Annotated in this window: 25 protein-coding genes; 9 read left to right on the top strand and 16 right to left on the bottom strand. The window is 61.0% G+C overall.

All coding sequences use genetic code 11. The features are described from left to right. Positions 1–229: 229 nt before the first annotated feature. Positions 230–790, bottom strand: coding sequence for an FMN reductase (msuE, locus tag M653_RS0121410; RefSeq protein WP_027145185.1), 561 nt, complete (start codon positions 788–790; stop codon positions 230–232). A 676-nt stretch (positions 791–1,466) separates the two neighbouring features. Between msuE and M653_RS0121400 the strand changes: the two genes are divergently transcribed. The 7 genes from M653_RS0121400 (at position 1,467) to M653_RS0121370 (ending at position 7,150) form a co-directional block, all read left to right on the top strand. After that, positions 1,467–2,438: an SDR family oxidoreductase gene (locus M653_RS0121400; RefSeq protein ID WP_027145183.1), complete on the top strand. Its 972-nt coding sequence runs from the start codon at positions 1,467–1,469 to the stop codon at positions 2,436–2,438. Positions 2,439–2,448: 10 nt separating this feature from the next. Next, positions 2,449–4,161, top strand: a complete 1,713-nt coding sequence (locus tag M653_RS0121395; RefSeq protein ID WP_027145182.1) for an HAD-IIB family hydrolase — start codon at positions 2,449–2,451, stop codon at positions 4,159–4,161. A 109-nt stretch (positions 4,162–4,270) separates the two neighbouring features. Continuing rightward, a complete protein-coding gene (locus M653_RS0121390) occupies positions 4,271–4,588 on the top strand; it encodes a hypothetical protein (RefSeq protein ID WP_027145181.1) in 318 nt (105 codons plus the stop codon). Between the two features lie 26 nt (positions 4,589–4,614). Beyond that, positions 4,615–5,058 carry a PPC domain-containing DNA-binding protein gene (locus tag M653_RS0121385; RefSeq protein WP_027145180.1) on the top strand — a complete coding sequence of 148 codons (444 nt, stop codon included), beginning with the start codon at positions 4,615–4,617 and terminating at the stop codon, positions 5,056–5,058. Positions 5,059–5,118: 60 nt separating this feature from the next. Continuing rightward, positions 5,119–6,120 (top strand): ATP-dependent DNA ligase, encoded by a 1,002-nt coding sequence (locus M653_RS0121380; RefSeq protein ID WP_084636797.1) that lies wholly within the window; start codon positions 5,119–5,121, stop codon positions 6,118–6,120. 152 nt (positions 6,121–6,272) lie between these two features. Beyond that, the gene (locus M653_RS0121375; RefSeq protein WP_027145178.1) at positions 6,273–6,791 is read left to right on the top strand and encodes a ferritin-like domain-containing protein; all 519 of its coding nucleotides are present in this window, start codon (positions 6,273–6,275) and stop codon (positions 6,789–6,791) included. 65 nt (positions 6,792–6,856) lie between these two features. Then, positions 6,857–7,150, top strand: a complete 294-nt coding sequence (locus M653_RS0121370) for a hypothetical protein (protein WP_027145177.1) — start codon at positions 6,857–6,859, stop codon at positions 7,148–7,150. Between the two features lie 22 nt (positions 7,151–7,172). On the opposite strand, the gene M653_RS1000000135870 is transcribed toward M653_RS0121370, so the two are convergent. The 14 genes from M653_RS1000000135870 to M653_RS0121305 form a co-directional block, all read right to left on the bottom strand. After that, complete coding sequence (locus M653_RS1000000135870; RefSeq protein WP_084636794.1) at positions 7,173–7,337, bottom strand: hypothetical protein; 165 nt, start codon at positions 7,335–7,337, stop codon at positions 7,173–7,175. A 121-nt stretch (positions 7,338–7,458) separates the two neighbouring features. Next, positions 7,459–7,656 (bottom strand): hypothetical protein, encoded by a 198-nt coding sequence (locus M653_RS0121365; RefSeq protein ID WP_027145176.1) that lies wholly within the window; start codon positions 7,654–7,656, stop codon positions 7,459–7,461. 267 nt (positions 7,657–7,923) lie between these two features. Continuing rightward, positions 7,924–8,865 carry a type II secretion system F family protein gene (locus M653_RS0121360; protein WP_051442756.1) on the bottom strand — a complete coding sequence of 314 codons (942 nt, stop codon included), beginning with the start codon at positions 8,863–8,865 and terminating at the stop codon, positions 7,924–7,926. Positions 8,866–8,874: 9 nt separating this feature from the next. Continuing rightward, entirely contained in the window at positions 8,875–9,828 is a 954-nt protein-coding gene (locus M653_RS0121355; protein WP_027145174.1) for a type II secretion system F family protein, read from the bottom strand. Positions 9,829–9,835: 7 nt separating this feature from the next. Beyond that, positions 9,836–11,275, bottom strand: coding sequence for a CpaF family protein (locus M653_RS0121350; RefSeq protein WP_027145173.1), 1,440 nt, complete (start codon positions 11,273–11,275; stop codon positions 9,836–9,838). 14 nt (positions 11,276–11,289) lie between these two features. Further along, complete coding sequence (locus tag M653_RS0121345) at positions 11,290–11,874, bottom strand: L,D-transpeptidase (RefSeq protein WP_027145172.1); 585 nt, start codon at positions 11,872–11,874, stop codon at positions 11,290–11,292. Further along, positions 11,871–13,004 (bottom strand): pilus assembly protein, encoded by a 1,134-nt coding sequence (locus M653_RS0121340; protein ID WP_156938235.1) that lies wholly within the window; start codon positions 13,002–13,004, stop codon positions 11,871–11,873. Before M653_RS0121340 ends, M653_RS0121345 begins: the two co-directional genes overlap by 4 nt. Before the next feature lie 43 nt (positions 13,005–13,047). After that, positions 13,048–13,677 carry a TadE/TadG family type IV pilus assembly protein gene (locus M653_RS0121335; RefSeq protein ID WP_027145170.1) on the bottom strand — a complete coding sequence of 210 codons (630 nt, stop codon included), beginning with the start codon at positions 13,675–13,677 and terminating at the stop codon, positions 13,048–13,050. Further along, a complete protein-coding gene (locus tag M653_RS0121330) occupies positions 13,671–14,321 on the bottom strand; it encodes a TadE/TadG family type IV pilus assembly protein (protein ID WP_245262253.1) in 651 nt (216 codons plus the stop codon). Before M653_RS0121330 ends, M653_RS0121335 begins: the two co-directional genes overlap by 7 nt. Before the next feature lie 5 nt (positions 14,322–14,326). Beyond that, entirely contained in the window at positions 14,327–15,793 is a 1,467-nt protein-coding gene (locus M653_RS0121325) for a TadE/TadG family type IV pilus assembly protein (RefSeq protein ID WP_198028819.1), read from the bottom strand. Positions 15,794–15,904: 111 nt separating this feature from the next. Beyond that, complete coding sequence (locus M653_RS0121320) at positions 15,905–16,195, bottom strand: hypothetical protein (protein WP_027145167.1); 291 nt, start codon at positions 16,193–16,195, stop codon at positions 15,905–15,907. After that, positions 16,176–17,600 carry a type II and III secretion system protein family protein gene (locus M653_RS0121315; protein WP_245262251.1) on the bottom strand — a complete coding sequence of 475 codons (1,425 nt, stop codon included), beginning with the start codon at positions 17,598–17,600 and terminating at the stop codon, positions 16,176–16,178. The genes M653_RS0121320 and M653_RS0121315 overlap by 20 nt, the downstream gene beginning before the upstream one ends. 111 nt (positions 17,601–17,711) lie before the next feature. Continuing rightward, positions 17,712–18,701, bottom strand: a complete 990-nt coding sequence (gene cpaB / locus M653_RS0121310) for a Flp pilus assembly protein CpaB (protein WP_027145165.1) — start codon at positions 18,699–18,701, stop codon at positions 17,712–17,714. 161 nt (positions 18,702–18,862) lie between these two features. After that, positions 18,863–19,057, bottom strand: coding sequence for a hypothetical protein (locus tag M653_RS0121305; protein ID WP_032935737.1), 195 nt, complete (start codon positions 19,055–19,057; stop codon positions 18,863–18,865). Positions 19,058–19,483: 426 nt separating this feature from the next. On the opposite strand from M653_RS0121305, the gene M653_RS0121300 reads away from it, so the two are divergent. Then, positions 19,484–20,029 carry a pilus assembly protein CpaA gene (locus tag M653_RS0121300; RefSeq protein ID WP_348626247.1) on the top strand — a complete coding sequence of 182 codons (546 nt, stop codon included), beginning with the start codon at positions 19,484–19,486 and terminating at the stop codon, positions 20,027–20,029. 88 nt (positions 20,030–20,117) lie between these two features. Then, positions 20,118–20,960, top strand: a complete 843-nt coding sequence (locus M653_RS01000000133145; RefSeq protein ID WP_051442754.1) for a sterol desaturase family protein — start codon at positions 20,118–20,120, stop codon at positions 20,958–20,960. A 470-nt stretch (positions 20,961–21,430) separates the two neighbouring features. On the opposite strand, the gene M653_RS0121285 is transcribed toward M653_RS01000000133145, so the two are convergent. Further along, on the bottom strand, positions 21,431–22,117 hold the full coding sequence (locus M653_RS0121285; RefSeq protein WP_027145162.1) for a hypothetical protein: 687 nt from the start codon (positions 22,115–22,117) through the stop codon (positions 21,431–21,433). Positions 22,118–22,300 lie beyond the last annotated feature (183 nt).

The raw sequence follows: 22,300 nt of genomic DNA, 5'->3' as shown, positions 1-22,300 counted from the left end.
GGCATCGGCCGGGACTACGGCAACCTCGACGGATTGGGCTTTGGATATCGGGCCAGGTCCGATCGGGCGTCGGCCATCGCCATCGAAATCGGCAGCCCGCATCATCCTGGCAACGCCGCTGACGGTCAGGTGGCACAGGCAGCGTGCTGGATGTCGCCCTACCGCGCGCTAAGCGCGTTCAGGGGCCGCTTCAGCGCGCTCATGGGTCGGAGTGGGAGATATTCCGCAGCTACTCGGCGGCGATCCTGGCGCGTTGCCGGCCAAAAAGCGCCAGGCCGACATCGTCCACCGCGAGACCGATACGGGCCCGGATCGCTTCGGATGCCAGCACGCCGTCGACGAAATCCTTTTCCGAGGCGTAGAGAGCCGTCGGCAGCGCAAGAGCCTCGAAGAAGCCGAACAGCGGCCGCAGCTGATGCTCGACGATCAGCGCATGGCGGTCGCCGCCGCCGGTCGCCGCCAGCAGCACCGGCTTGCCCCTGAGGGCCGCCGGGTCGACGAGATCGAAGAAATGCTTGAACAGACCGGTATAGCTGCCCTTGTAGGTGGGCGAGCCGACCACGAGGACATCGGCGGCCAGGATCCGCTCGAGAATGGCGCGAGCCTGTACATCCAGGTCGCGCGTCTTTTTGGCATTGCCAAGGCTGGGACCGAGATCAACGATATCATGGGTGCTGGCGGTAAGGCCGTATCGCCCGGCGATCTCCGTCACGATATGGTCCACGAAGCCGCGGGTCTTGGAGGGCCGCGTGAAATTGCCGGAGAAGCCGACAATGGCCGGGTTGGTCATGATGGATGCCCTGTGATCTTTTCGAACCAGCTGGCCGGAATGTCCCTAGTTTCTATAGACATTACTTCCGAACAAAAGGAATTGACGGTCGCCGTGGAGCGAAATCGGAAAAACATTTTTCTTCCGGAGCGCCATCCTTGAAAAAGGAGCATGGCTTGGCGAGCGTGCGGGCTGCAGCCGTGCACGCGAGGGCCGATGCGACGGCTGGCAAAAGAGTCGATCATCACCGTTTGTTCGGAACCTGATCGGCCCGCGGCTGTTTTCCGTTCAGGCAAACACGGAGGCGGCCATGGCACGCGAGAGGACCGAATACGAAACGGGCGCACGGAAATATCCGGCGAGGACCGGCTCGGATCCGAGCGATGATTTCTCGCCCGATGCAGCGGGCAACAAGCCGCCGGCGGGCGGAATGGGGCTCACGCGACCAGCGGATCAGACAAAGGAAGAAACACATCAGTCCGGAGGTCAGCCCGGCAAGGCGACACCCAGCCCGACAACTGAAAAGACATCCGGCGCAGGCCCGACGATCTCCGAACACTCGAAGGACGCGAAGTCTCCAAGATCGGGCCGCCAACCCGGAGCCTATGTCAAGGACTGACGCGGACGACAAGCTTTGGCATCGCGCAAACCTTTCGGTCCGCCGCGCGTTGAACTTTCTTCAGCCGAGGAGACAACCATGGAGACGAAATCCCAGACCGCCAGTGAAGCCGCCAAGCAACGCCATATCCAGCGCGGCATCGGCGCCAAGGACAAATCGAAGCGCAACGGAAAGGCTGAACACGCCATGCAGGCAGGCGCGCGCACCTATCCCGAGCCGCCCTTCCCCAAGCAACATCAGGCGAAACCCGGGTATGAAGCGGCGATCGAACCTGCCCCGCTCTACGATGCACCCTATTATCTCGGATCAAGGAAACTCGAGGAGAAGGTGGCTCTCATCACAGGCGGCGATTCCGGCATCGGTCGCGCGGTGGCGGTATTGTTCGCCCGCGAAGGCGCCGATATCGCGATCGTCTACCTGGCAGAGGACAGGGACGCCGAAGAGACAAAATCCGCCGTCGAAAAAGAAGGCCGACGCTGCATCCTCGTAAAGGCCGACGTCAGCGAACGGCAGGATTGCCACGATGCCGTGGCGGCAGCGGTCGAAACATTCGGCCGCATCGACGTTCTGGTCAACAATGCCGCCTTCCAGATCCATTCCAGCGACTTCGGCGACCTGACCGAAGAACATTTCGACACCACGCTCAAGACCAATCTCTACGGCTACTTCCATATGGCACAGGAAGCGGTGCCGCACATGAAGCCGGGCTCGGCGATCGTCAACACCGGTTCGGTTACCGGCATAGACGGCTCCAAGCAACTGGTCGACTATTCGATGACCAAGGGCGGCATCCACGCCTTCACGCGCGCGCTTTCGGGCAATCTCATCGCCAAGGGCATCAGGGTGAACGCGGTCGCGCCTGGCCCGGTGTGGACGCCGCTCAATCCGTCCGACAAGGAAGCCGACGACGTCTCGAAATTCGGCGCGGACACGCCGATGAAACGGCCGGCACAGCCGGAGGAAGTGGCTCCGGCCTATGTGTTCCTCGCCTCCCCGCACTGCTCGAGTTATGTCACCGGCGAGATCCTGCCGATCGTCGGCGGCTACTGAGGTCATCGCAATGTATTTCATTGCCTTGGCGACCGACTATGACGGGACGCTCGCACATGACGGAGTTGTCTCCAAGAAAACCCTCGCCGCACTGGAGCGGTTCAAGAAAAGTGGCCGCAAACTGCTTCTGGTCACCGGACGCGAGCTGCCCGACCTCAAGCGCGTGTTTCCCGACATCGGCATGTTCGACAAGGTCGTCGCCGAGAACGGCGCCCTGATCTACACCCCGGCGAGTGAGGAGGAGCGGGCGATCTCGCCATCGCCGGAGCCCAAATTCGTCGCCAGGCTGAAAAAACAGGGGGTAAAGCCACTTTCGGCGGGACGGTCGATCGTCGCCACCTGGGAGCCACATCAGGCGACCGTGCTCGAGGTGATCAAGAAGATGGGGCTCGAGCTCGAAATCATCTTCAACAAGGGCGCGGTTATGATCCTGCCGAGCGGCGTCAACAAAGCCACCGGGCTGGCCGCCGCACTCGAGGACCTTCACCTGTCGCCGCACAATGTGGTGGGTATCGGCGACGCCGAGAACGATCATGCCTTCCTGCAGGCCTGCGGCTGCAGCGTTGCGGTCGAAAATGCCATTCCCGCGGTCAAAGGCACCGCAAACCTGGTCACGCGCGGCGCACGCGGCAAAGGCGTCGAGGAACTGATCGCCAAGCTGATCGAACGCGACCACGGGATCGTGCCGAAACGTCACGACGGCATTGTTCTGGGATCGTCCGGTGGCGACGACATCTATCTGTCGCCGACCGAAAGCGTGCTCATCGCCGGCAGTTCGGGCATCGGCAAATCCACCCTGGCCACCGCGCTGACGGAACGCTTTGTCGAGAGCCGATTTCAGTTTTGCGTCTTCGACCCCGAGGGTGACTATGACGGCCTCGAGGGCGCCGTTCGGCTGGGGGATGGGTCGAGCGCGCCGACAAAGGCGCAGGTGCTGGATCTGATGGCCAAGGCCGACAGCAATATCGTCGTCAACGGGTTGGCGCTTCGTGTCGATGAACGGCCTGACTTCTTTGCCGACCTGCTGCCTGGCCTTGGCAGTTTTCGCCGCCGCACCGCAAGACCGCATTGGCTGGTCATCGACGAAGCGCACCATCTTCTTCCGAAGCGGCGCGACGATACGCGCTCCGTGCTCTCGCTGGAACTGCCGGGCACGATCCTGATCACCGTCCATCCCGAGGCGATTTCGACCGACGCCCTGCGTCTGGTTACAGCCGTCATCGCCCTTGGCCCAAAGGCGAAGGACGTGGTGAAGGCCTTCTGCCACGAGACCGGCATCGAGCCGCCGAAAGACATTCCCACGCCCAAGGGTGACCGGGTTCTGTTCTGGCGGCCGCAGGCGCGCAAAAAACTCACGACGGTCAAGGTCATCGAACCTCGTCAGTCTCTCAAGCGCCACAGCCGCAAATATGCCGAGGGCCAACTCGATGAGACCGGCAGCTTCTATTTCCGCGGTCCCGACGACGCGATGAACCTCAGGGCCCATAATCTGATGATCTTTGCCCAGATGGCCGAAGGCATAGACGACAAGACCTGGGAATTCCATCTGCGCGCGGGCGACTATTCGAAATGGTTCCGCCAGCAGATCAGGGACAAGGATCTCGCCCGCGAAACCACCGAGGCGGAAAAGGACAGGAAGCTTTCGGCGGAGGAGAGCCGCAAACGGGTGCTCGATGCCGTTCGGCGGCGCTACACCGCACCGGCAACGGCGCCTGAGGAATAGCAGCCCGGAAGCGGTCATGAACGATGTCGGAACGGGCCGGTTCGCCGATCGCGATTGGAACTTGGACGGCGACTTGACGTTCAACCTCCATCGAGAAGGAGAAACGATCATGCCACGAGGCGAGAAATCCAAATACACCGACAAGCAGGAACGCAAGGCCGACCATATTGCCGAAGGCTATGAGAAGCGTGGCGTGTCCGACAAGGAAGCCGAGCGACGCGCATGGGCGACGGTCAACAAGGACGATGGTGGCGGCAATAAGGAAGGCGGCTCCGGGCGTGGCAAGCACACAGGTCATCCGGCGGCGCACAAGGGCGGCAAGAGCGGCGGAAAGGCGTCCGCTTCCCGATCGGCCGCCAGCCGGTCCGAATCGGCAAGGAAGGCGGCGGCGACCCGCAAGAGGAATGCCGAACACCACGCCCACTGACCGGCCACAAGGATCGGAACACCGGCATGAAATCGCGACTGGTCAACGAGGCCAACGGCCAACGGACATTTGTCGTGGTGCTCGACCCGGGCGAGGAAGCATTTTCGGCGCTGACCAGCTTCGCGGTCGAGCAGACGATCGGCAGCGCTTCCCTAACGGCGATCGGCGCGTTCCAACGGGTTACTGTCGGCTGGTTCGACCTGGAGGCGAAGCGCTATCGAAAAATCCCGGTCGACGAGCAATGCGAGGTCCTGAGCGCGATCGGTGATGTCGCGACGGGCGATGATGGCAAGCCAAGTCTTCATGTCCACGCGGTGCTTGGCTTGAGCGACGGCACGACCAGGGGCGGCCATCTGCTCGAAGGCACCGTTCGGCCGACATTGGAAGTCACCGTGGTGGAAGCGCCGGGTCACCTGCGCCGCCGCAAGCGTGCCGAGTTCGGTGTGGCTTTGATCGATCTCGGCGGCTGAGGTGTCTTTGCGGGCGCTTCGCCGAGGGGCGCGACGCCCCGGAAAGCGATGGTTCAGGCAATGACGCACAGGTTCGCCCTACCCCTGGACACGCCGCCCATGGAGGCCAAGGCCGCCGACGCCCTGCCGGAGGGGGAAGGCCTTTGGCAATACGAGCCCAAATGGGACGGGTTTCGCTGCCTCGCCTTCAAGGGCGACACGGATGTCGACTTGCGCGCCAAATCCGGCAAACCTCTTGGCCGTTACTTCCCGGAACTCGTCGCCATGCTGCAGCAGGTGGAGGCCCGCAACTTCGTTGTCGATGGCGAAATCGTCATCGAACTCGATGGCCAGCTATCCTTCGACGCGCTGCAGATGCGGCTTCACCCGGCCGAAAGCCGTATCCGCAAGCTGAGTGCGCAAACCCCTGCCCGGCTGATCCTGTTCGACATGCCGGCCGCGCCGGGCGGGACGATCCTGCTTGGCGAGCCGTTGTCGCGACGCCGCCGGGCGGTCGAGGCCTTCGTTCGCGATTGCGCCAAGCCCGGCTTGCGGCTCTCGCCCAGCGCGACCGATCCGCCGGCCGCCAGGCGCTGGCTGGAAGGGGCCGGCCATGGCCCCACCGACGGCGTCGTCGCCAAATTGCTGACCGATCCCTACCGGCCGGGCGAACGCGCGATGGTCAAGGTCAAAAGGTTGCGCACGGCCGACTGCGTGGTTGGCGGATTCCGCTATCTGACCGGCAGCAGCGAGGTCGGCTCGCTCCTGCTCGGCCTTTACGACGAGAGCGGTAAACTCGACCATGTCGGCTTTACCTCGACCATCGGCAGGGATGACCGGGCCCGTGTCACCCGAGAGCTGGAAAAGCTGCGTGGCGGACCCGGCTTCACCGGCAAGGCGCCGGGCGGGCCGAGCCGCTGGAGTACGCAGCGCAGCGGCGAATGGGAGCCCCTGCGGCCGGAACTGGTGGTCGAGGTCCGCTTCGACCATGTCACCGGCGACAGGTTCCGGCATGGCACCAAACTGTTGCGCTGGCGCCCGGACAAGGCGCCGCGCCAGTGCACCATGCGGCAGATCGAGTGACGCAGTTCGCGCCACGGGCGCGCTCGCTGGCCGGAGGCGCCCTCCCGGCCGGCTCTTTGCGAAATGGCTGGAACAACCTTCCCGATGGCAAGTTGTGCCCCAGCTACACCGCTGGTGGGCTTCACGATAATTGATAGTTGGAGATGACAATCATGGCGACTGCGAAGAAAGCGGCACCGAAGGGCCTTGAAGCCCTGTTCCTCGACGGGCTGAAGGACATCTATTATGCCGAGAAGAAAATCCTGAAGGCGCTGCCGAAAATGGCGAAGGGCGCCGAATCCGAAGATGTTTCGGCGGCGTTCGAGAAACATCTGCAAGAGACCGAGGGCCAGGTCGACCGCCTCGAACAGATTTTCGAGCTTCTCGACAAGCCGGCCCGAGGCAAGACCTGTCCGGCCATCGACGGCATCATCGAGGAGGGTTCGGAAGTCCTCCAGGAATATAAGGGCGACCCCGCGCTGGATGCTGGGCTGGTCGGAGCGGCGCAGGCCGTCGAACACTACGAGATCGCGCGCTACGGTACGCTGATCGCCTGGGCCGAACAACTCGGCAAAAGCGACGTGGTCAAACTCCTCAACGAGACCCTTGAGGAAGAGACGGCGACCGACAAGGCACTCTCCAGCCTTGGCGAGGGCGGCGTCAATGAACGTGCCCTGAAACAGGCCGCCTAGCTGGCGAGCGGTTGCCCCGGGCGCCAGGCGATCCGGGGCAACTCCCCGGATTTCGGAGAACGACGATGGACCCCCGCAAAACAAAGCAACCCTCAGTGCAGCCCGACGACGCAGTGCAGGCCGAAGACGCGGCAGAAACCGAAGGTCCCGTGATCGAGCAGCAGGACTGGGACGCGCTCGCAGGCGCGAAAATCCTTCCCGACGACGCCGAGGTGGAAGACGAGGCTGAGGGCGACTTGCCCGAGGAAAATGACGACAACGCCTACCAGGAAAGCGACGAGGCCTTGCCCGACGATGTCGAGGAGGCGGTCATCTCACGCGATCCGTCACGGGAAGGCAACCGCTCCGACGACGAGTGACCGAACGACGTCCGCAATCGGGTCAGCCGGCCGCATGCAACGGGGGCTCTTCATTCTCATCAGGATTGGGCAACGGCGCCTCATCGGGCAATCCGTCCGGCTCCGGTTCTCCGATCGGCTTGGGCTTCCAGTTGGGAGCGGGCATGGGCACGTCGCGGTTGGGGTCGGGTTCTCTCGGATCGGGCATCAAATCTGTCTCTCTTTCGGCGGCCTCTCTTTCGCCGGACCGGGCGGGTTGACCGCAGCACCTATCACCACGCAGAGCCCGTCCCGAGCGCTCGGGACGGGCTCGATGCCACAGGGGTCGGCTAGCGATTCTTGTGGCTTTGCTCGCCAGCTCTCACATGCTGTTCATGGGTCCCGCCGCGCATATTGCCGGAGCTGTCGCCTGGCTGGCGCTGGTTGCCACCGGCCGCCTGCTGCTGACGGTTCTTGTCATCCATGTTCTTGTGGCTCTGCTGGCCTGCTTTCACATGTTGCTCATGGCTACCACCTTTATTGGGCATTCTTCTTCTCCTTTGAGTTACCGAGGCGAACGACCGCCTCGAGGGTCAAAGAAACCAGCGGCCCGGACGTTCCGTCACATAATATTTCGTGAACCGTGCCGCTGAAGCTTGAACGTGTCGAGAAACTCGATCGGAGTTGAGTTCGAGAGCCCGTCAGCGAAGCTGAAACCAACCGATCGCCGAGGCCAGGGAGCCGCGCTGAGGCTCGCAATTAGCCGCCACGATGCCGGTATCGCATCTCTCCTCTCCACGGATCTGAATTGCGCGCTACCCAGGCACCAACGTCTTCAGCATCGAAGCGACGCGCATAATGATCGGGACAAGGACGATTATCAGGCTCAGCGGAAACAGACATGTGGCCAGCGGAAAGAGCATCTTGATAGGCAGGGCATTGGCCTTTTCCTCGGCGCGCAGGATTCGCATCTGGCGCATTTCCTTGCTGTACACGCGAAGGCTCTTCGTTACGCTGGAGCCAAGTTCTTCCGATTGCCGGAACAGCACGGCAAGCGACCTGGCCTCGTCGATGCGCAGGCGGGTCGAAAGGTTCGTCAATGCATCGCGCAAGCGCCGGCCGCCGCGAACCTCAAGCATCATGATGGAAAGGTGCAGCCCGAAGTCGGGCCGGGTCGACATGAACTCTCGTGCAACACGATCGGCCGCCGCTTCGACGCTCAGGCCGGCGTCGACGCAAACGATCAACATATCCATGAAATCGGGAAAGATCCTGCGATAGGCTCTTTCCTTGGCAACTCCCATGCGTTCGAGCACGACGCCAGCGATGAAAAAAACAAGGCCACCGCACAACATGGATATCGAGATTGCGAGCGTCCGGGAAACGCTCACCAAATAGTGTTCCATAACCAGAAACGTGCCAAGCAACACCAGTAAGGATACCACGGCACGCGCGGTCTGAAATATTGCACTCGCCTGCGGCGAAAAGAACCCGGCTCGCAAGAGCCGGTTCGGCAAGGAATTGGAATTCGTGTCCTTCCTGACCACATTGAAATAGTGTTTGACGAAGGCACCATACTTGTCATCGATTATTTCGGAGGCAGGACCGTAATAGGAACTGCCTCCTGCCTCGCCGTCGGTCACGACATCTGCCAGCCTGGACGCCACTTCGCGTTGGCTCGCAATCCTTCCAACGACGACCGTTGAAAAGAGCAGAACGCCAGCGAAAGTAGCTAGGAGGATCAGTGTTTCAGTCATCTATCGCACTCAAAATTCGAAATTCACAAGTTTATAGAGAATATAATTCCCTATAGCCATCACAGTGAAGGCGATCGATAAAATAACGTTGCTATATCCACTTTGCCAGACAGGATCGAAATATGTCGGCACGAGTGTGCTGATCATGAGATAAAGGCCGAACGGGAATGCTGACATAATTATGGCTGTTATCCTGCCTTCAGAGGACAACGCCCTGACCTTCGCCCGAAGGATCGCTCGTTCGCGGACCACATTCGCTAGGTTCTCCAGGATCTCAACAAAATTGCCGCCTGTTCCACGCTGGACGCTCATCGAGATCGCCAGAAGCTTCAGGTCCTCCGCTCCGACGCGCTCGATCATGTTCAGCATTGCATCGTTGAGATCGGTTCCGTAGGTGAGTTCGTCACTGAGCATGCCGAACTCCGTCCCAATGGGATCGGGCAATTCCCGTGAGACCAGGGAAATCGATATCGGCAATGGATGCCCGGCCGAAAGGCTCCGGGTCACCACGTCTAGGGTGCCGGGTAACTGGGACGTGAATTTTCTTATCCGCGCCCCGCGCACGCGCATCATGTAGACAAACGGCAAGGCGACCAAAAAGAAGACTATGAGGATGATCTTCGGAATTGTCGAAACGCCGAAGTAGCTCAGCAACAACCAGACGAGCACCGCAGCCACGGGCGCATAGATCACCAACCTCAAAGCGTTTATTTTCAGCCCGGATTGTGCGAACAGCCGCCGCAGCTGGACCACCGGCTTAATGCCGCCTCGATCATAGTCGAGCGCCCTTTCGCGAACCATTCCCTTGAAGACGCCAAGGCCGTCCTCGTTGCCTTGCAGAAGTTTGAGTCGGTAGTTCAGCGCGCTGCTTCGCCGGAAGTGGTTCGCGATGGTCCCCGTGACCCGTTCGAATATGATCAGGCCACCAATAAAAACCGCTGCGTAGACGAGCATGAGTTCCATTGCACACCTACATCAGGGAGCGAGTCGGATCGAAAATATCGCCCGGCAGCTGGAAGCCCAGTTCGGCGATGTGCTCGAGGAACCGCGGACGGATGCCGGTTGCCCGGAACTGTCCGTTCACTCTGTTCAAGTCGTCGACACCAAGCTTCTGGAATTTCATGATCTCCTGCATCTGGACGACGTCGCCCTCCATGCCGGTGATTTCGGTAACTGAAACCAGACGCCGCGTGCCGTCGTGAAGACGCTCGACCTGGACGATCAGGGTGATTGCCGAAGCGATCTGGGACTTGATGCTCAGCTGCGACATCGGCATGCCCGCCATGCCGATCATTTGCTCAAGCCTGGAGACCGCATCCCGCGGCGTGTTGGCGTGAATCGTGGTCATCGATCCTTCGTGACCGGTATTCATGGCCTGCAGCATGTCGAAAGCTTCCTCGCCGCGGACCTCGCCCACGATAATCCTGTCGGGCCGCATGCGAAGTGCGTTCTTCAGGAGTTCGCGCTGGCGTATTTCGCCGCGTCCGTCCAGCGTCGGTGGCCGCGTTTCGAGTCGACCGACATGGGGTTGCTGCAGCTGCAATTCGGCAGCGTCTTCGATCGTGATCAGGCGCTCGCGATTTGAAATCTGCGACGAAAGCGCGTTGAGCATGGTGGTCTTTCCGGAGCCGGTTCCTCCAGAGATGATCATCGACACCTTGCCCTTGACGGCCGCGGTCAGCAGAACCTGCATCGCCTTGGCCATCGAATGACTTTCGACAAGGCGGTCGAGCGTATACGGCCGACGTGAAAACTTGCGGATCGAGACGAGCGGACCGTCGATCGCGACCGGCCTAATGGCGGCGTTCACGCGGGATCCGTCGGGAAGTCGCGCGTCGACCAGCGGCGAAGACTCGTCCACACGTCGCCCGACGGTCGTGACGATCTTGTTGATCACGCGCATAAGGTGATCTTCGTCCTTGAACCGGATAGGCGTATCCTCGATCTGGCCATAGCGCTCGATATAGACGTGCTCGTGGCCGTTGATCAGGATGTCGGAAATCGTATCGTCCTTGAGCAACGGCTCTATCGGACCCAGCCCGAGCATTTCGTCGGTGATATCGCTGATCAGGCCGTCGAGTTCACGCGCATTGAGCGGGAAATTCCGCGCCCGGACATATTCGCGCACCAGCGGCCGGATCTCGGCGGCGAGTTCGTCATTCTGCGCCGTTTCAAGCAGACCGAGATTGATACGGTCCAGAAGATAGCGGTGCAGGTTCACCCGCTCCGAAACCATGTCGGGGCCAAGAGAACCTCCCTCCACCGGTTTCGGGTCCTCGGTCGGCGGCGGCACGGAAGGAACGGCTTCGGTCTTCTCGATGAGCGCAAGGTCCGCGCCTGCGCCAAGTGCCTGTTCCGGCAGGCCCTCGGATCGTGACCTGTAAAATCGCCCAATGATCCCGTTGGCCATACCGCCCGCTCTTCCTATTCGACAATCACTTTTGCGCCAATGCGCACCTCGCCGTAGAGCTCCAGCACATCGGCGTTCGTCATGCGAAAACAGCCGGAAGAAACGAAGCCGCCGATCGAGGGCGCATCGTTGGTGCCGTGGATGCGGTAGAGAGTGTCGCGCTGCCCCTTGAACAGATAGATCGCACGCGCGCCGAGCGGATTGTAGGGACCCGCCGGCATCATTTCCGGCAGCCGCGGGTCGCGCTGGCGCATCTCGGCCGGCGGTCGCCATTCCGGCCATTCGGCCTTGTCGCCGACGCGCACTGTGCCGGTCCAAACGAACCCATCCTTGGCCACGCCGATCGAGTATCGGGCGACCTTGCCGGGCGCCACGACGAAGTCGAGCGTTCGCGCCGCGGTCGAGATCAGGATTGTTCCCGGCTTTTCCCTGGTCTCCGTCGCAACGACGCGCCTGGTGACCGGCCCAAGGCTCTTCGGCACCGGTTCGCTTCGTCGCTCCGTCGCGTCAGCTCTGCCGATACCGGCGACGGCCAATAACAAAAGACCGGCTCCGGCGCCGCCGCGCGTGAGGCGGCCTATCCGGCCCAGACCGGTCATTTGACGGCCTCGGCAAGTTTTTCGATCTGGCGGACGAATTTTGAGCGCGGGTTGACTTCGGCCGGCAGCATGCCTCGATTGATTGCCTCGTTCATGGTGCCCCAATCGTCCTCGACGACCATGGCGCTCGATTGCTTGAAGATGTTGTTGGCGTCCTTCTTGCCGATGCCGAAGCTGAAGAGACGCCTGCGATGCTTGTTGGCGATGACCTTGACGGCAATATCGTCGCTTCTGAGCTTCTTGATCCGGTTGTAGACTTCCTTGGCCTGCTGCAGGCCAGGGATGGTCAATTCGGTGACCAGATGGATGGAATTGACCGCGGCCAGCAGTTCATCCTTCCAGCTCGTCTCGTAATAGGGGATGTCGACCACGGTGTGATTGTTCTGGAGAGACACGACGTCCAGCATCCGCAGGACAAGCTCGCCGCCGGAGGGAGCCATGGAGACGCCGGGTTGCCGGAACGACAGCAGCGAAAAGCCGCGCTGGTGCTTTTTCTTGATAATGTCGATGAATTCCAGATCGACCCGCGATGGTTGGGCAATGATCGGCCGCAAATCGTAGTCATTGGGCGTATTCAGGTAATGACCGCAGGCGCCGGTGGTAAAATCGAGATCGAACAGGGCAACGCTGACTTGCGTCTTCTTCGCCGTACGGGCAAGCGCATCGGCCAGCGAGATGGCGACGGAGGTTCCGCCGGCTCCGCCCACCGCCGAGACGACCGCATGCACATGGTTGCCACCTGAATGCGCCATCTGCACATTTCCGGTCACGGCTTCCAGGAAGCTCTTGCGGTCCAGCGGCTTTCTCACCCAGTCGCTGCCGTTGAGCTTCAGCAGCAGCCGCATGCGCTGGTCGGTCAGCGGATCGGAAACCACGATCAGCGGAAGCGCGGCGAACTTGCGCCGCAGTTCCTGTGCGGCGCTGCTTTCGAGAAGGGCGCCATCGCCGGCGTCGAGCACCAGCAAATCGTAGCTTGCCGGATCGACCGCCAGGCGCTTGTCGAGCAGCGCGCCGTGATCCTTCACCTCGCAGTCGTATTGCGAGAGCGCCGACAGCGAGCTCTGCATGAACTCGGACGCCGCCTGATCCGCCGAGGCGATCAGCACCTTCACTCGTCTCGAAAAGTTCATATGGCTTGTCATCCGAGAATGCCCGATGTTTCCACTGCCGTGGTCAGCTGCCCGAGTTTGTGTCCAGGTCCTCGCTTGTGATGGTCACCGGCAAGGCTGGAATCGTAACATTATTGAGACCTAATAAAGCGCCAAGTAAAGGCAGATTGAAAGTGATGCCGAGAACTTCCATGCGTATGGTTAGCACGGCGCCTGCCGGCCTTCCGTAATAGCCAAGTCCCGACATCATATACGTGACGCGAACGTTGTTTATCCCGATGCGCGGGTTCAGTTGGCACATTGCGGGGCTTCCGGTGCCGATCGCTTGGCATGTTGTCGCCCCGGGGGCGCCATACACGATGCGGTTGAGTTCCGAGGTGCAGGCCGGCCTGCCGGTGCATGTCCAGGGGCCAAGCGCGCCGACCGGTATCGCCACGCCGCCGTTCGTGCCGCCGGACGCCACGGCTGTCACGGTGACGGGATCGAAACCGGTTACCATCGAACTCGAAACCGCCACCTTGCGCGCGCCAAATTGCAACGCCTTGACGGTCTGGTTCCACTGGAACATCGCGTAGCCGAACTCGACGAAGGCGGCGAAGACCAACAAGACCAAGGGAAATACGATCAGCCCTTCGGCGAGAACGGCACCGACCTCTTCACGAACAAAGGATCGGAACGGAGAGACCCTCACCATCCGATATACCTCTCTTCATGATAGGCCTGGATGGTGATGTTGGCGAGGCCAAGCCAGCCGAACAGCGGTGAATTGCTGTAAGCAAGTGACGTGCTCGCGACGTTGACCGTTTTCCCCGCACGCGTAACCGTGGCGAACACGATCGCACTTCCGCTTGGCCCCCATCCAGGCACCCGCAGCGCTGTGGCGGCGGGGTTGGACGTTCCGTAGTAGGCGATGCGCCGGGCAACGGTGTCGCTGCATTGCGACACGTAGCCGGAAACCGCATTGCTTGGCTGGCAACGCGCAAGATAGCGCGCCGCGTCACGCAGTCCGGTCTCGATTTGCTCCTTCTCCCAGAACATGTTGCCGAATTCCAGGATCCCAACGGAAAACAGCGTGACGAACGGCACGATTATCAGCGCTTCGGCGAGGACCGCGCCGCGCTCGTCGCGGTGGAATCGTTCGAGAGTCCGCTTCAGCCACGTGACCATCGGACCAATTGCGCCTCCTCGCGCAGGAACGTTTCCCAGGCTTCCGTTGCCGTGCAAGCCAATGACGTCGACAATTTCAGCCGTCTTGGTGCTCCCACTTGTGATCATCGGCCTTGTCACGAACATGCTGACGAATGCTTTCCGGGTGGTGGTCCAGTTCGACGCCGCCATGGTCATCATCGAACCAGATAGGATTCTTCACGCATGAACTGGTCCAGGGAGCCGTTGCCTTGGCCTCCGGTGACATCGACGATTTCGAACGTGATCGGCTTCACGGAGCCGGTGGAGGATTCAACATCGCTCTTGTCCGTTTTCTCGACGGGGTTCGTTAGAAAAACGCTAGCGAAGCTGTCTGGCTTCAGGGTCGTCTTGCCATTGATGGTGGAGTGTTTTGTGCTGTCTTGGAAGTCGTGGCAGTTGACGATCGCAGCGAAGATCACTCGCCTGTCCGGCAACTTGGTGACACTGGATGGGTCGTGACAGGCGACAGCCCCCGTTTCCTTGTTTTTACCGATTCCCGTCTCGTTGATCAAATTGTTGTCGATCTCGTATTTGTAGACATCATAGCGGGAGGGAGGGAAAGAGGTGCCCAAGGGGTTCGTTGCGCTCGGAATCGCCGGCATTGTCGACTGCGGATGGTTCGTCTTCCAATATAGGTCTCGGCTCTGGCTCCACGTGCTGTCGGTCATTCCGGTGCTCGAGTTGTAGTTGTTCCCCAGCGGGAAACCCATCGCGTTCGCGACAACGTCATCGGATGCAAACTTTGAACAATTACTGGATTTCGAGGCCCCCTTGCGGACGTTTATAGAGGGGCGCCACAGCGGGTCGTTTTTGTACTGAGGCTTGTTGATGCTGTTGGCATACACATCGAACCGAACATTAATGCCGGCGTAGACCGGGCCAAAATTCACGCCGGTTTTTGTCACGACTGACCGTTTGCTGTAACAGGCACCGGCTGCACCCTTTCCAAAGGACTCCCTCAGATCCATGTCGGTGTCCAATAGCCCGAAATTTCCGGCGCCAGGTGTCGCTCCCGCCTGAAGTGACAGTATCTCCCGGCCATAGGTCAGGCCTTGTTTGAACGCATCCGGCAGAGAAAGCCCCTGAGCTTCGAAAGGATTGCAGATGAACATCGGCGTTATGTCACAGGCCGAGGCGTCATAAACGGCTACCGCTTCAGCCTGGAAATTCACCGTGGATCTCGTCAACCCGACAGGTATCGGAAAGAGCGAGGTCATGGCGCGCGGCGTGGATCTCACAAGCAGATAGACTGCCTGCGTTCCATTCGTCGTCTGGTGCGCGGTTATCCAGGCGCTGTCGATCCGAGTGTCGTCGCTGACCGGAATGGTATCGAGGTAGATCGCGCTAACCTGCGTGTTGTCGATAATCGCCGCACCGCTGTTTCCGCCACGCGCCTGGTTCTTCACCAGAGCGGCGAGCGCGGCGTTGGCCCTTGTGATCGAATCCGTCCTGCCATCGAGTTCGCGGGCGCCGGCAAGCGCCAGCCCGTCGACGGCATTCTGCAGATCGGTATGGAGATTATTGCCGCGCGACACATCGATGACCAGCAGGCTGAAGCCCAGCAGCATCGGCATGGCAATCAGTGTCAACGCCGTGACATAGCCACGGTCGTCGAACAGCACATCGAGTATCTTCCGTCTCATACCAGACCCCAGTGTCGGCTTTCGCCGCACCCAGCTTCGCAAACCCCGGAGCCGCCGCCTGCTCCCTGTCCTGTCCTCGTTTGTTCGTCCTCAGTTCGTGGCCGCGGCCTCGGTCGTCGCTACCGCCGGCACTGGCACGATTACCGCGGTAGGCGCATAGCGCTGCTGCGCCCTTGCAACCACGCGTCCATCGCCGCCGATCCTGGTGTTCCAGGCTTCCGGCGGGAACGGATCGATCGTCTGGATGCCGATATTGGCCTGCGGGGCGTCGCCAAGGCCGAGCGTCACCGAATCCCTGTGCGCCATGTAATCGGCGCAACCGCTCATCAGCAGGCATGCGCCGAGCACGGCGCCGGCCGTCCTATTTCTTGCCGACGGCATACGCGCCTCCGAAATCGAGATCGATGATGTGACCGTAGGGGCCGATGACACCCTTTCCGTCCTTGAAGCCCCGCATCATGTCCTTGTCGACTTCCAGCATGCCGAGCATGAACATATCCACGTCGTTGCCCGGCCGCGTCTGGTCCAGCGGCGAATGCAGCTTCTCGTCGGGCGAGGCCGGCCGCACGATGCGCGGCGTCACCACGATCACCAGGTCGCTCTCCCGCTTCTGGAACGAGGTGGAGCGAAACAGCGTCCCAAGCACGGGGACCTGGCCAAGCCAGGGCATTTGCTGGACGTCGCCGGCGTTGACCGTCTGTAACAGGCCGGCCATGGCGAAGCTCTGCCCGTCACGCAGTTCGATCGTGGCGTAGGCCTTGCGCGAAATGAAGCCGGGATTACCGTTGACGGTAACCGACCGGTCGATTTCGCTGACTTCCGGCTCGATCACGAGATTGACGAGCCCATTGTCGAGGACGATCGGTGTGAAGGAGAGTTTCACGCCATAGGGTCGATAGCTGATTTCGGTCGCGAGCTGTCCGCCGGTGGTCACCGCGCGCGTGATTGGCACCTCTCCGCCGGCATGGAAGCTGGCCGTCGTTCCGCTCATCGTCACGAGATTCGGCTGAGCCAGCCGGCGGACGAGACCCTTTGCCTCCAGGGCGTTGATGACGACATCGATGCGCCAGCCGGAAACTTCCAGCACCTTGGCGATCATCTCCCCGAACGGGGTGCCGTTCTGCGTGGCGACGGCGCCGACTTCTGTCTGGAGTTGATGCGTGTCATCGTTGACGCCGATGTGAAGCCGGGGAGCCGCGGTAAAGAGACCGCCGCTCGCACTTACACCATTGAACCCGATCCCGAGATCCCGCCCCGCGCTGCGCGATGCCTCGATGATGCGCACCTCCAGCATCACCTGCTGGGCGTCGGAAACGCGAACCTGGTTCAACACGGGTTGGCTCGAATATTGCTGCGCGATCTCGAGCACCCGCGCAAGATCGACGCCGTCCTTGACCACGCCGGTAAGCCGAATGCGGTCGTTGACGTTGGTGACGGTCAGCTTCGAACTCGGCACCGCCGAGCGGATCGCCGTCTGGATTTCATCGAAATCGAGCATGATGCGCACGTCGATGACGCCGAGAAGATTTTTCGCGTCGTCATAGATCGAGATGTTGGTGGCACCCGATCCCTTTCCCTGGATGTAGAGCGAGCGTTCCGTCAGCGGCACGACGTCGGCTACCGCGGGATTGCCAACCACGAGATCGGCGAAACGGCGGCTGGTGGTGATCGTCATCGTGCTGCCGGGCGCGACCTTCACGTGGGCGACATTTCCACCGCCGATCGTGACGTTCTTCTCCTGGGCTTGCGCCGGCGCGACGAGGCCCGCGAGAAGAGAAGTGGCCAAAAAGACAACTGCACCGAGAACACGCGTCAGCCTCGATATCCCCGTGTCTTCAAGTTGGCGATTGCCCATGCGTCGTTACCCCGTCCTCGGCCGCTCCCGAATGGCTTCTTGTCAGTTTAGCGGCGGGACCCGGTATTCTTCCCGCTTGGTATTGCGCGAAACGCCAATTACCACGAAGTCCGGTTTCGGCGCCGCAACCAAAACCGGTTTCTCCACAATAACGGGTTTTTGCTTAAGGTTGTCTTCCATCGCGCCGAGCCGCGTGCCGAGCGTGTCACCGACGTTTCTTACGAGCTTCTCCAGATCGGTAAGTCTGTTTTGGTCGGCGCCATCATTCTTCAGCGTCTGCGCCATCGGTCCGCCGCCGAGATCGGCAAGCGTCACCGGCTGCGTCTGTTCCACGCCAGAGGAAGCAACATTGCGCAGCGCCAGCGACAGCGTGCCGACATTGGCGGCGAGCGTCAGCTTTTGCGCCTCGGTGGTCGTGACTTCGAAAGTCACGGTCTTGACGACGGAGGGCTTGTCGGTGCGGTCGTCCGCTGTCTGGTCGGCGGCCAGAACCTTGACCCCCTGAAGCAGCACGTCGACAAAAGTCTGGTCGCTTTTGGCCTCTTCATGAACTACCCGCGTCAGCAGGATGTCGACGCGGTCGCCAGGCAGGACGAAACCGGCGACGCCAAGCACGTCATTGACGCGGATCGACACCGCCTTCATACCTTCGGTGAGTGCCGCCGATAATGTCGCGCGCTGGCCGGCGCCGGTGATCTTGGAGGCGAGCACCGGCTCGTCCTTTTCCATCGCCGACATGACGTAGCGAAGCGTGCCGTCCGTGCCGAGCAGATCCTCCGGCTTGCGGAAGGCGCCGGCCGGCAGTTCTCCGGTCGGCCATGCGAGAGCCCTGACATCCTCGGGCTTGACCGGCTCGCCGAAGCGCAACGCGCGCGTGGCGACAACGATCGTATCCCCGGCCGCAGGTTCGGCCAGGCCGGCCTGCTGCGCGAGAATGTCGCGCTGGGTGGCGAGATAGGATCGGACGCCGAAGACCGCCAGCAACGCCAGCGCGACCGAGACAAGCAGACTTATGATGGTGGAGCTTTTCATCTAACGGCCCCCGCCGTAACTTTTTCGCCCAGACGAAAGAATCAATCAATCAAGATAATAACTAGATAACAAGCGGCCGACAAAGCCGCTTATTGTCTATGCAGCATGTTTGTGCCGCGGTCAAAAGGCGACAGGCAAGCCGCCTTTTGACGCCATCGATGTTAGGCCGGGGCGGAGAGGCTGGTGCTGAACCATGTACCCCAGCTCGTCCACGCGCCAGCCAGGTTGACACCGACCGCCAGCACTGCAGCGATCACGCCTCCAACAAGCAGGCCGAGGAGAACGAGGTATTCCGAAAGTGCGATGCCGTCCTCTTCGCGGGCGAAGGCACGGAACATGCTGATCAATTTGGTCACGATGATACTCCCTTACATGACGTTTCCATTTACCGGTCCGCGAGAGGAGCCCCCCTCAGCGCCAATTATTAATATCTCCTTAACAAGCGTTTCGTCAATTAGGGAATCCTAATGGTACATTTCCGACTTGGTTTATGGTAAATTAACAAAAGCCCCATGCATCTGGTCTTACTTGGCTGGCGAAGTAGCTCCAAGGAGTAGCTCTAGAGGAGGTGTGTCGAAACACGACAACGACCATCCGCTGGCGACTGCCACGCCGCCCCAAGGCTACGTTCAGCCTCAGGTATCCGCCCGCTACGCCCGCCGCTTCCCTTGGCCCCGATCAAATTGCCGATGGCTGCGATCACGGCGGATGCGCCGGAGGCTTTCGCCGGGCATAATCATTCTGCATGATTCGACCGGTCAGGCGTCCGGCAATGCGCCAAGATGGAAATGGGGGCAGGCGGGATGGAATTCCTCGGGGTGGTGGCCATCGTGGCAGCGGCGGGATTGATCCTCATCGCCGCATGGCAGGACTTCATAGCTTGGAAAATACGCAACTGGACGGTTCTGGCGCTTGTTGCGGACTATGCGCTTCTGGCTTTGATCCGCTGGGCGAACCCAGGGGCCGGCATTCTTGCGGGGATCGATAGCGCTTCACCGCTCCAGGGCGACCTTGCCGCCGGCCTGTTGCTGCTGACGATCGGCTTCGTGCTGTGGGCCTTGCGGATGCTGGGAGCCGGCGACGCGAAGCTGTTCTTCCCAATCGGCCTGTTCGTCGGGCTGAACCATCTGTTCTCGTTCGCCGTCGGGCTTGCCGCCGGAGGGGTTGTCGTCAGCCTCGCCTTGCAGTTTCCCGTGCCGCTGCAATACCAGGCATGGCCGGCGCTGTCCCGCATCGAGGAGATCAGGAAAACACGTAAGGTGCCCTATGGCGTCATCATGGCCGCGGCGGCACTGGTTGCGATGTACTTGCGTTATTTCACGGCTTGATAGGTGCAATGCAGCTTTTGTCGATTGGCTTCGGATTGCCAACTCTCCCGCGAATGCCCGTTGCGCGGCGGAGAGCCGAGTGGTTCAAATGGTCGACAGATACTTTGGGTGGGGGTTAGTGCCGAACGTGGATATTCTCGGGCTAAAGTCGCTGCTAATTTGCTTCGCGATCTTCGTTCCGCTGGAGAGGCTTCTAGCCGTTCGCCCCCAGAAGATACTGCGCAATGGCTTCGGCAACGACGTGATCTATGCTGTTCTGAACAGCGCCATCACCAAGATTTTCATTGTCATGGTCGCGGCCGCCGCAATGGGCGCGGCGGGCTTGCTAGTGCCGCGTGGCTTGCTGCTGGCCATCAGCGGCCAATCCATCTGGCTCCAGGTGATCGAGATGATCGTCATCGCCGATCTTGGCGTCTACGCCGCGCACCGCACCTTTCATGCCATCCCGGCGCTCTGGCGTTTCCACTCAATCCACCACGGGATCGAGGAACTTGACTGGCTCGCCTCCTTTCGCGCCCATCCGGTCGACCAGATCATCACAAAATCCGTCTCGCTGGCACCCATTTTCTTCCTTGGATTTTCAGATGAGGCGATCGCGATCTATTTCATCATTTACACCGGCCACGCGCTGCTCTTGCACGCCAACGTCAGGATCAATTTCGGCCCACTCAAGTGGCTGATCGCCAGCCCTCAGTTCCACCATTGGCATCACGCCGACCATCGAGCGGCTTACGACAAGAACTTTGCCAGCCAGATCGCGCTCTTTGACGTGCTGTTCGGCACGTTTCATGTTCCGGGTTCTGAGATGCCCGAGAAATACGGCGTGGAGGAGCCGGTCCCGACAAGCTACCTCGGCCAACTCGGATATCCTTTTCTGCGCAGGGATCGAAGACGAGAAGCCAGACCTCTTGTTCCGCACCGCCTGGACTGACCGGTGCGCTCTTAGACATCATGACCTTGGGAATTCAGCAACTGCCGGCGTGTAACCTGCGTCAGAGCCGCATTCAGCAACATTTCTGATACGCGTCTCGGGATGCCGGAGGTGAAGCGCTAAAAAGCGAGGGCGACCGGCGATCGGCAAGGATCCTCTCGTGGCATTCCGGGCGCCGGAAGACCTCCTGCGAGCGATCGATTCCTTTTCTGCCGACATGAACAACGCTGGGCGATCGGAGGCGATCCGCTTGATCTTGGCCGCATGGCTGCAGGAGAGGGGCTACATGCCCTAAGCAATGGCGGCCGAAGTACAGCGGCCCGAACTGTAGCGCGCAAAATCGTTTGGCACCTCCGCGCAACTTCATTTGCCAGTAAAAAGTGGTGTTAAATGACGGTTGAAGGGGCCTTCACTGGGTGCGACGGACGGAAGTGCGAGTATCTGTCGGTTCTCGATTCCGCTCCGTCCAGTTACTGCCAGCAGTGAAGATGCCCCTTCACCTGCTCGCATGCGTTGATCAGGGGCGAAGGGCCGAATGGCCCCCACTCATTGGCCCACGTGACCGTAGTGATGGCGCCGACCACCGCGAGGGCCGCACCAGCCACCACCGCGGAATGCCTGGTCCGCCGGCTCTCGACCTTCTGCATGGCGGTCTGCCGCACAATCATGTCACGTATCACGGACCGATGGCTGGCGGCGCAGGTCAGCGCGACGACCGCAAAAAGGCCGACACCAATAGCGGGAAAGCTGCTGAAATCCAGCGTCCAGTCGGTCAGCGATGCCGGGCCGATGCCGATCTCGGCGTTGCCTGCGGAAAAGACCCCTGCCCGACCCATCGACAGGAACAGCATCAGGAAGGCAAGATGGGCATGGACAAATCGCGCCCTGCCGGTTGGACGGGAAGAGAAGGCAATGACGACGCCGGCAAGTGCGGCGGTGGCGAAGACGACGAAGGCAGCGGCATCGCCGGAGCCCGGCAGCCCGGCAACCAGATAGACCGGCTCGCGGACCAGCGGGGCGAGAGCCAGAAAACCCTGCCAGGCGGCCGGATCGGCGGGTGACGCGCCAAGCCGATAGGCGGCCGCGACGAACGCCGCGCCAAGGCCGAAGGTCAGCGCGGGCGCAAGGTAGATCAACCTGGTGGCATATTTCAGCATCGGTCGTTCCCGCAACATCTTGCAGGGACGATGAACTTCTTCCATTAAGAATTGGTTCCGCGCAAACCTACTTGCGGACCTTGCTGTAGGTTACTTTTCCATCGGGCGACACGATCCGCTCGAACTGGACCGGGTTCGCCGGACGGACAGGTTCCGGACCCACTTCCTTCGGCTGTTGCGGCG

Source organism: Mesorhizobium sp. WSM3626 (genome assembly GCF_000513935.1).
GTDB classification, from domain to species: domain Bacteria; phylum Pseudomonadota; class Alphaproteobacteria; order Rhizobiales; family Rhizobiaceae; genus Mesorhizobium; species Mesorhizobium salmacidum.
Note: the sequence above shows the minus strand (reverse complement) of the source record. Positions and strands in the feature narration are given on the sequence as shown.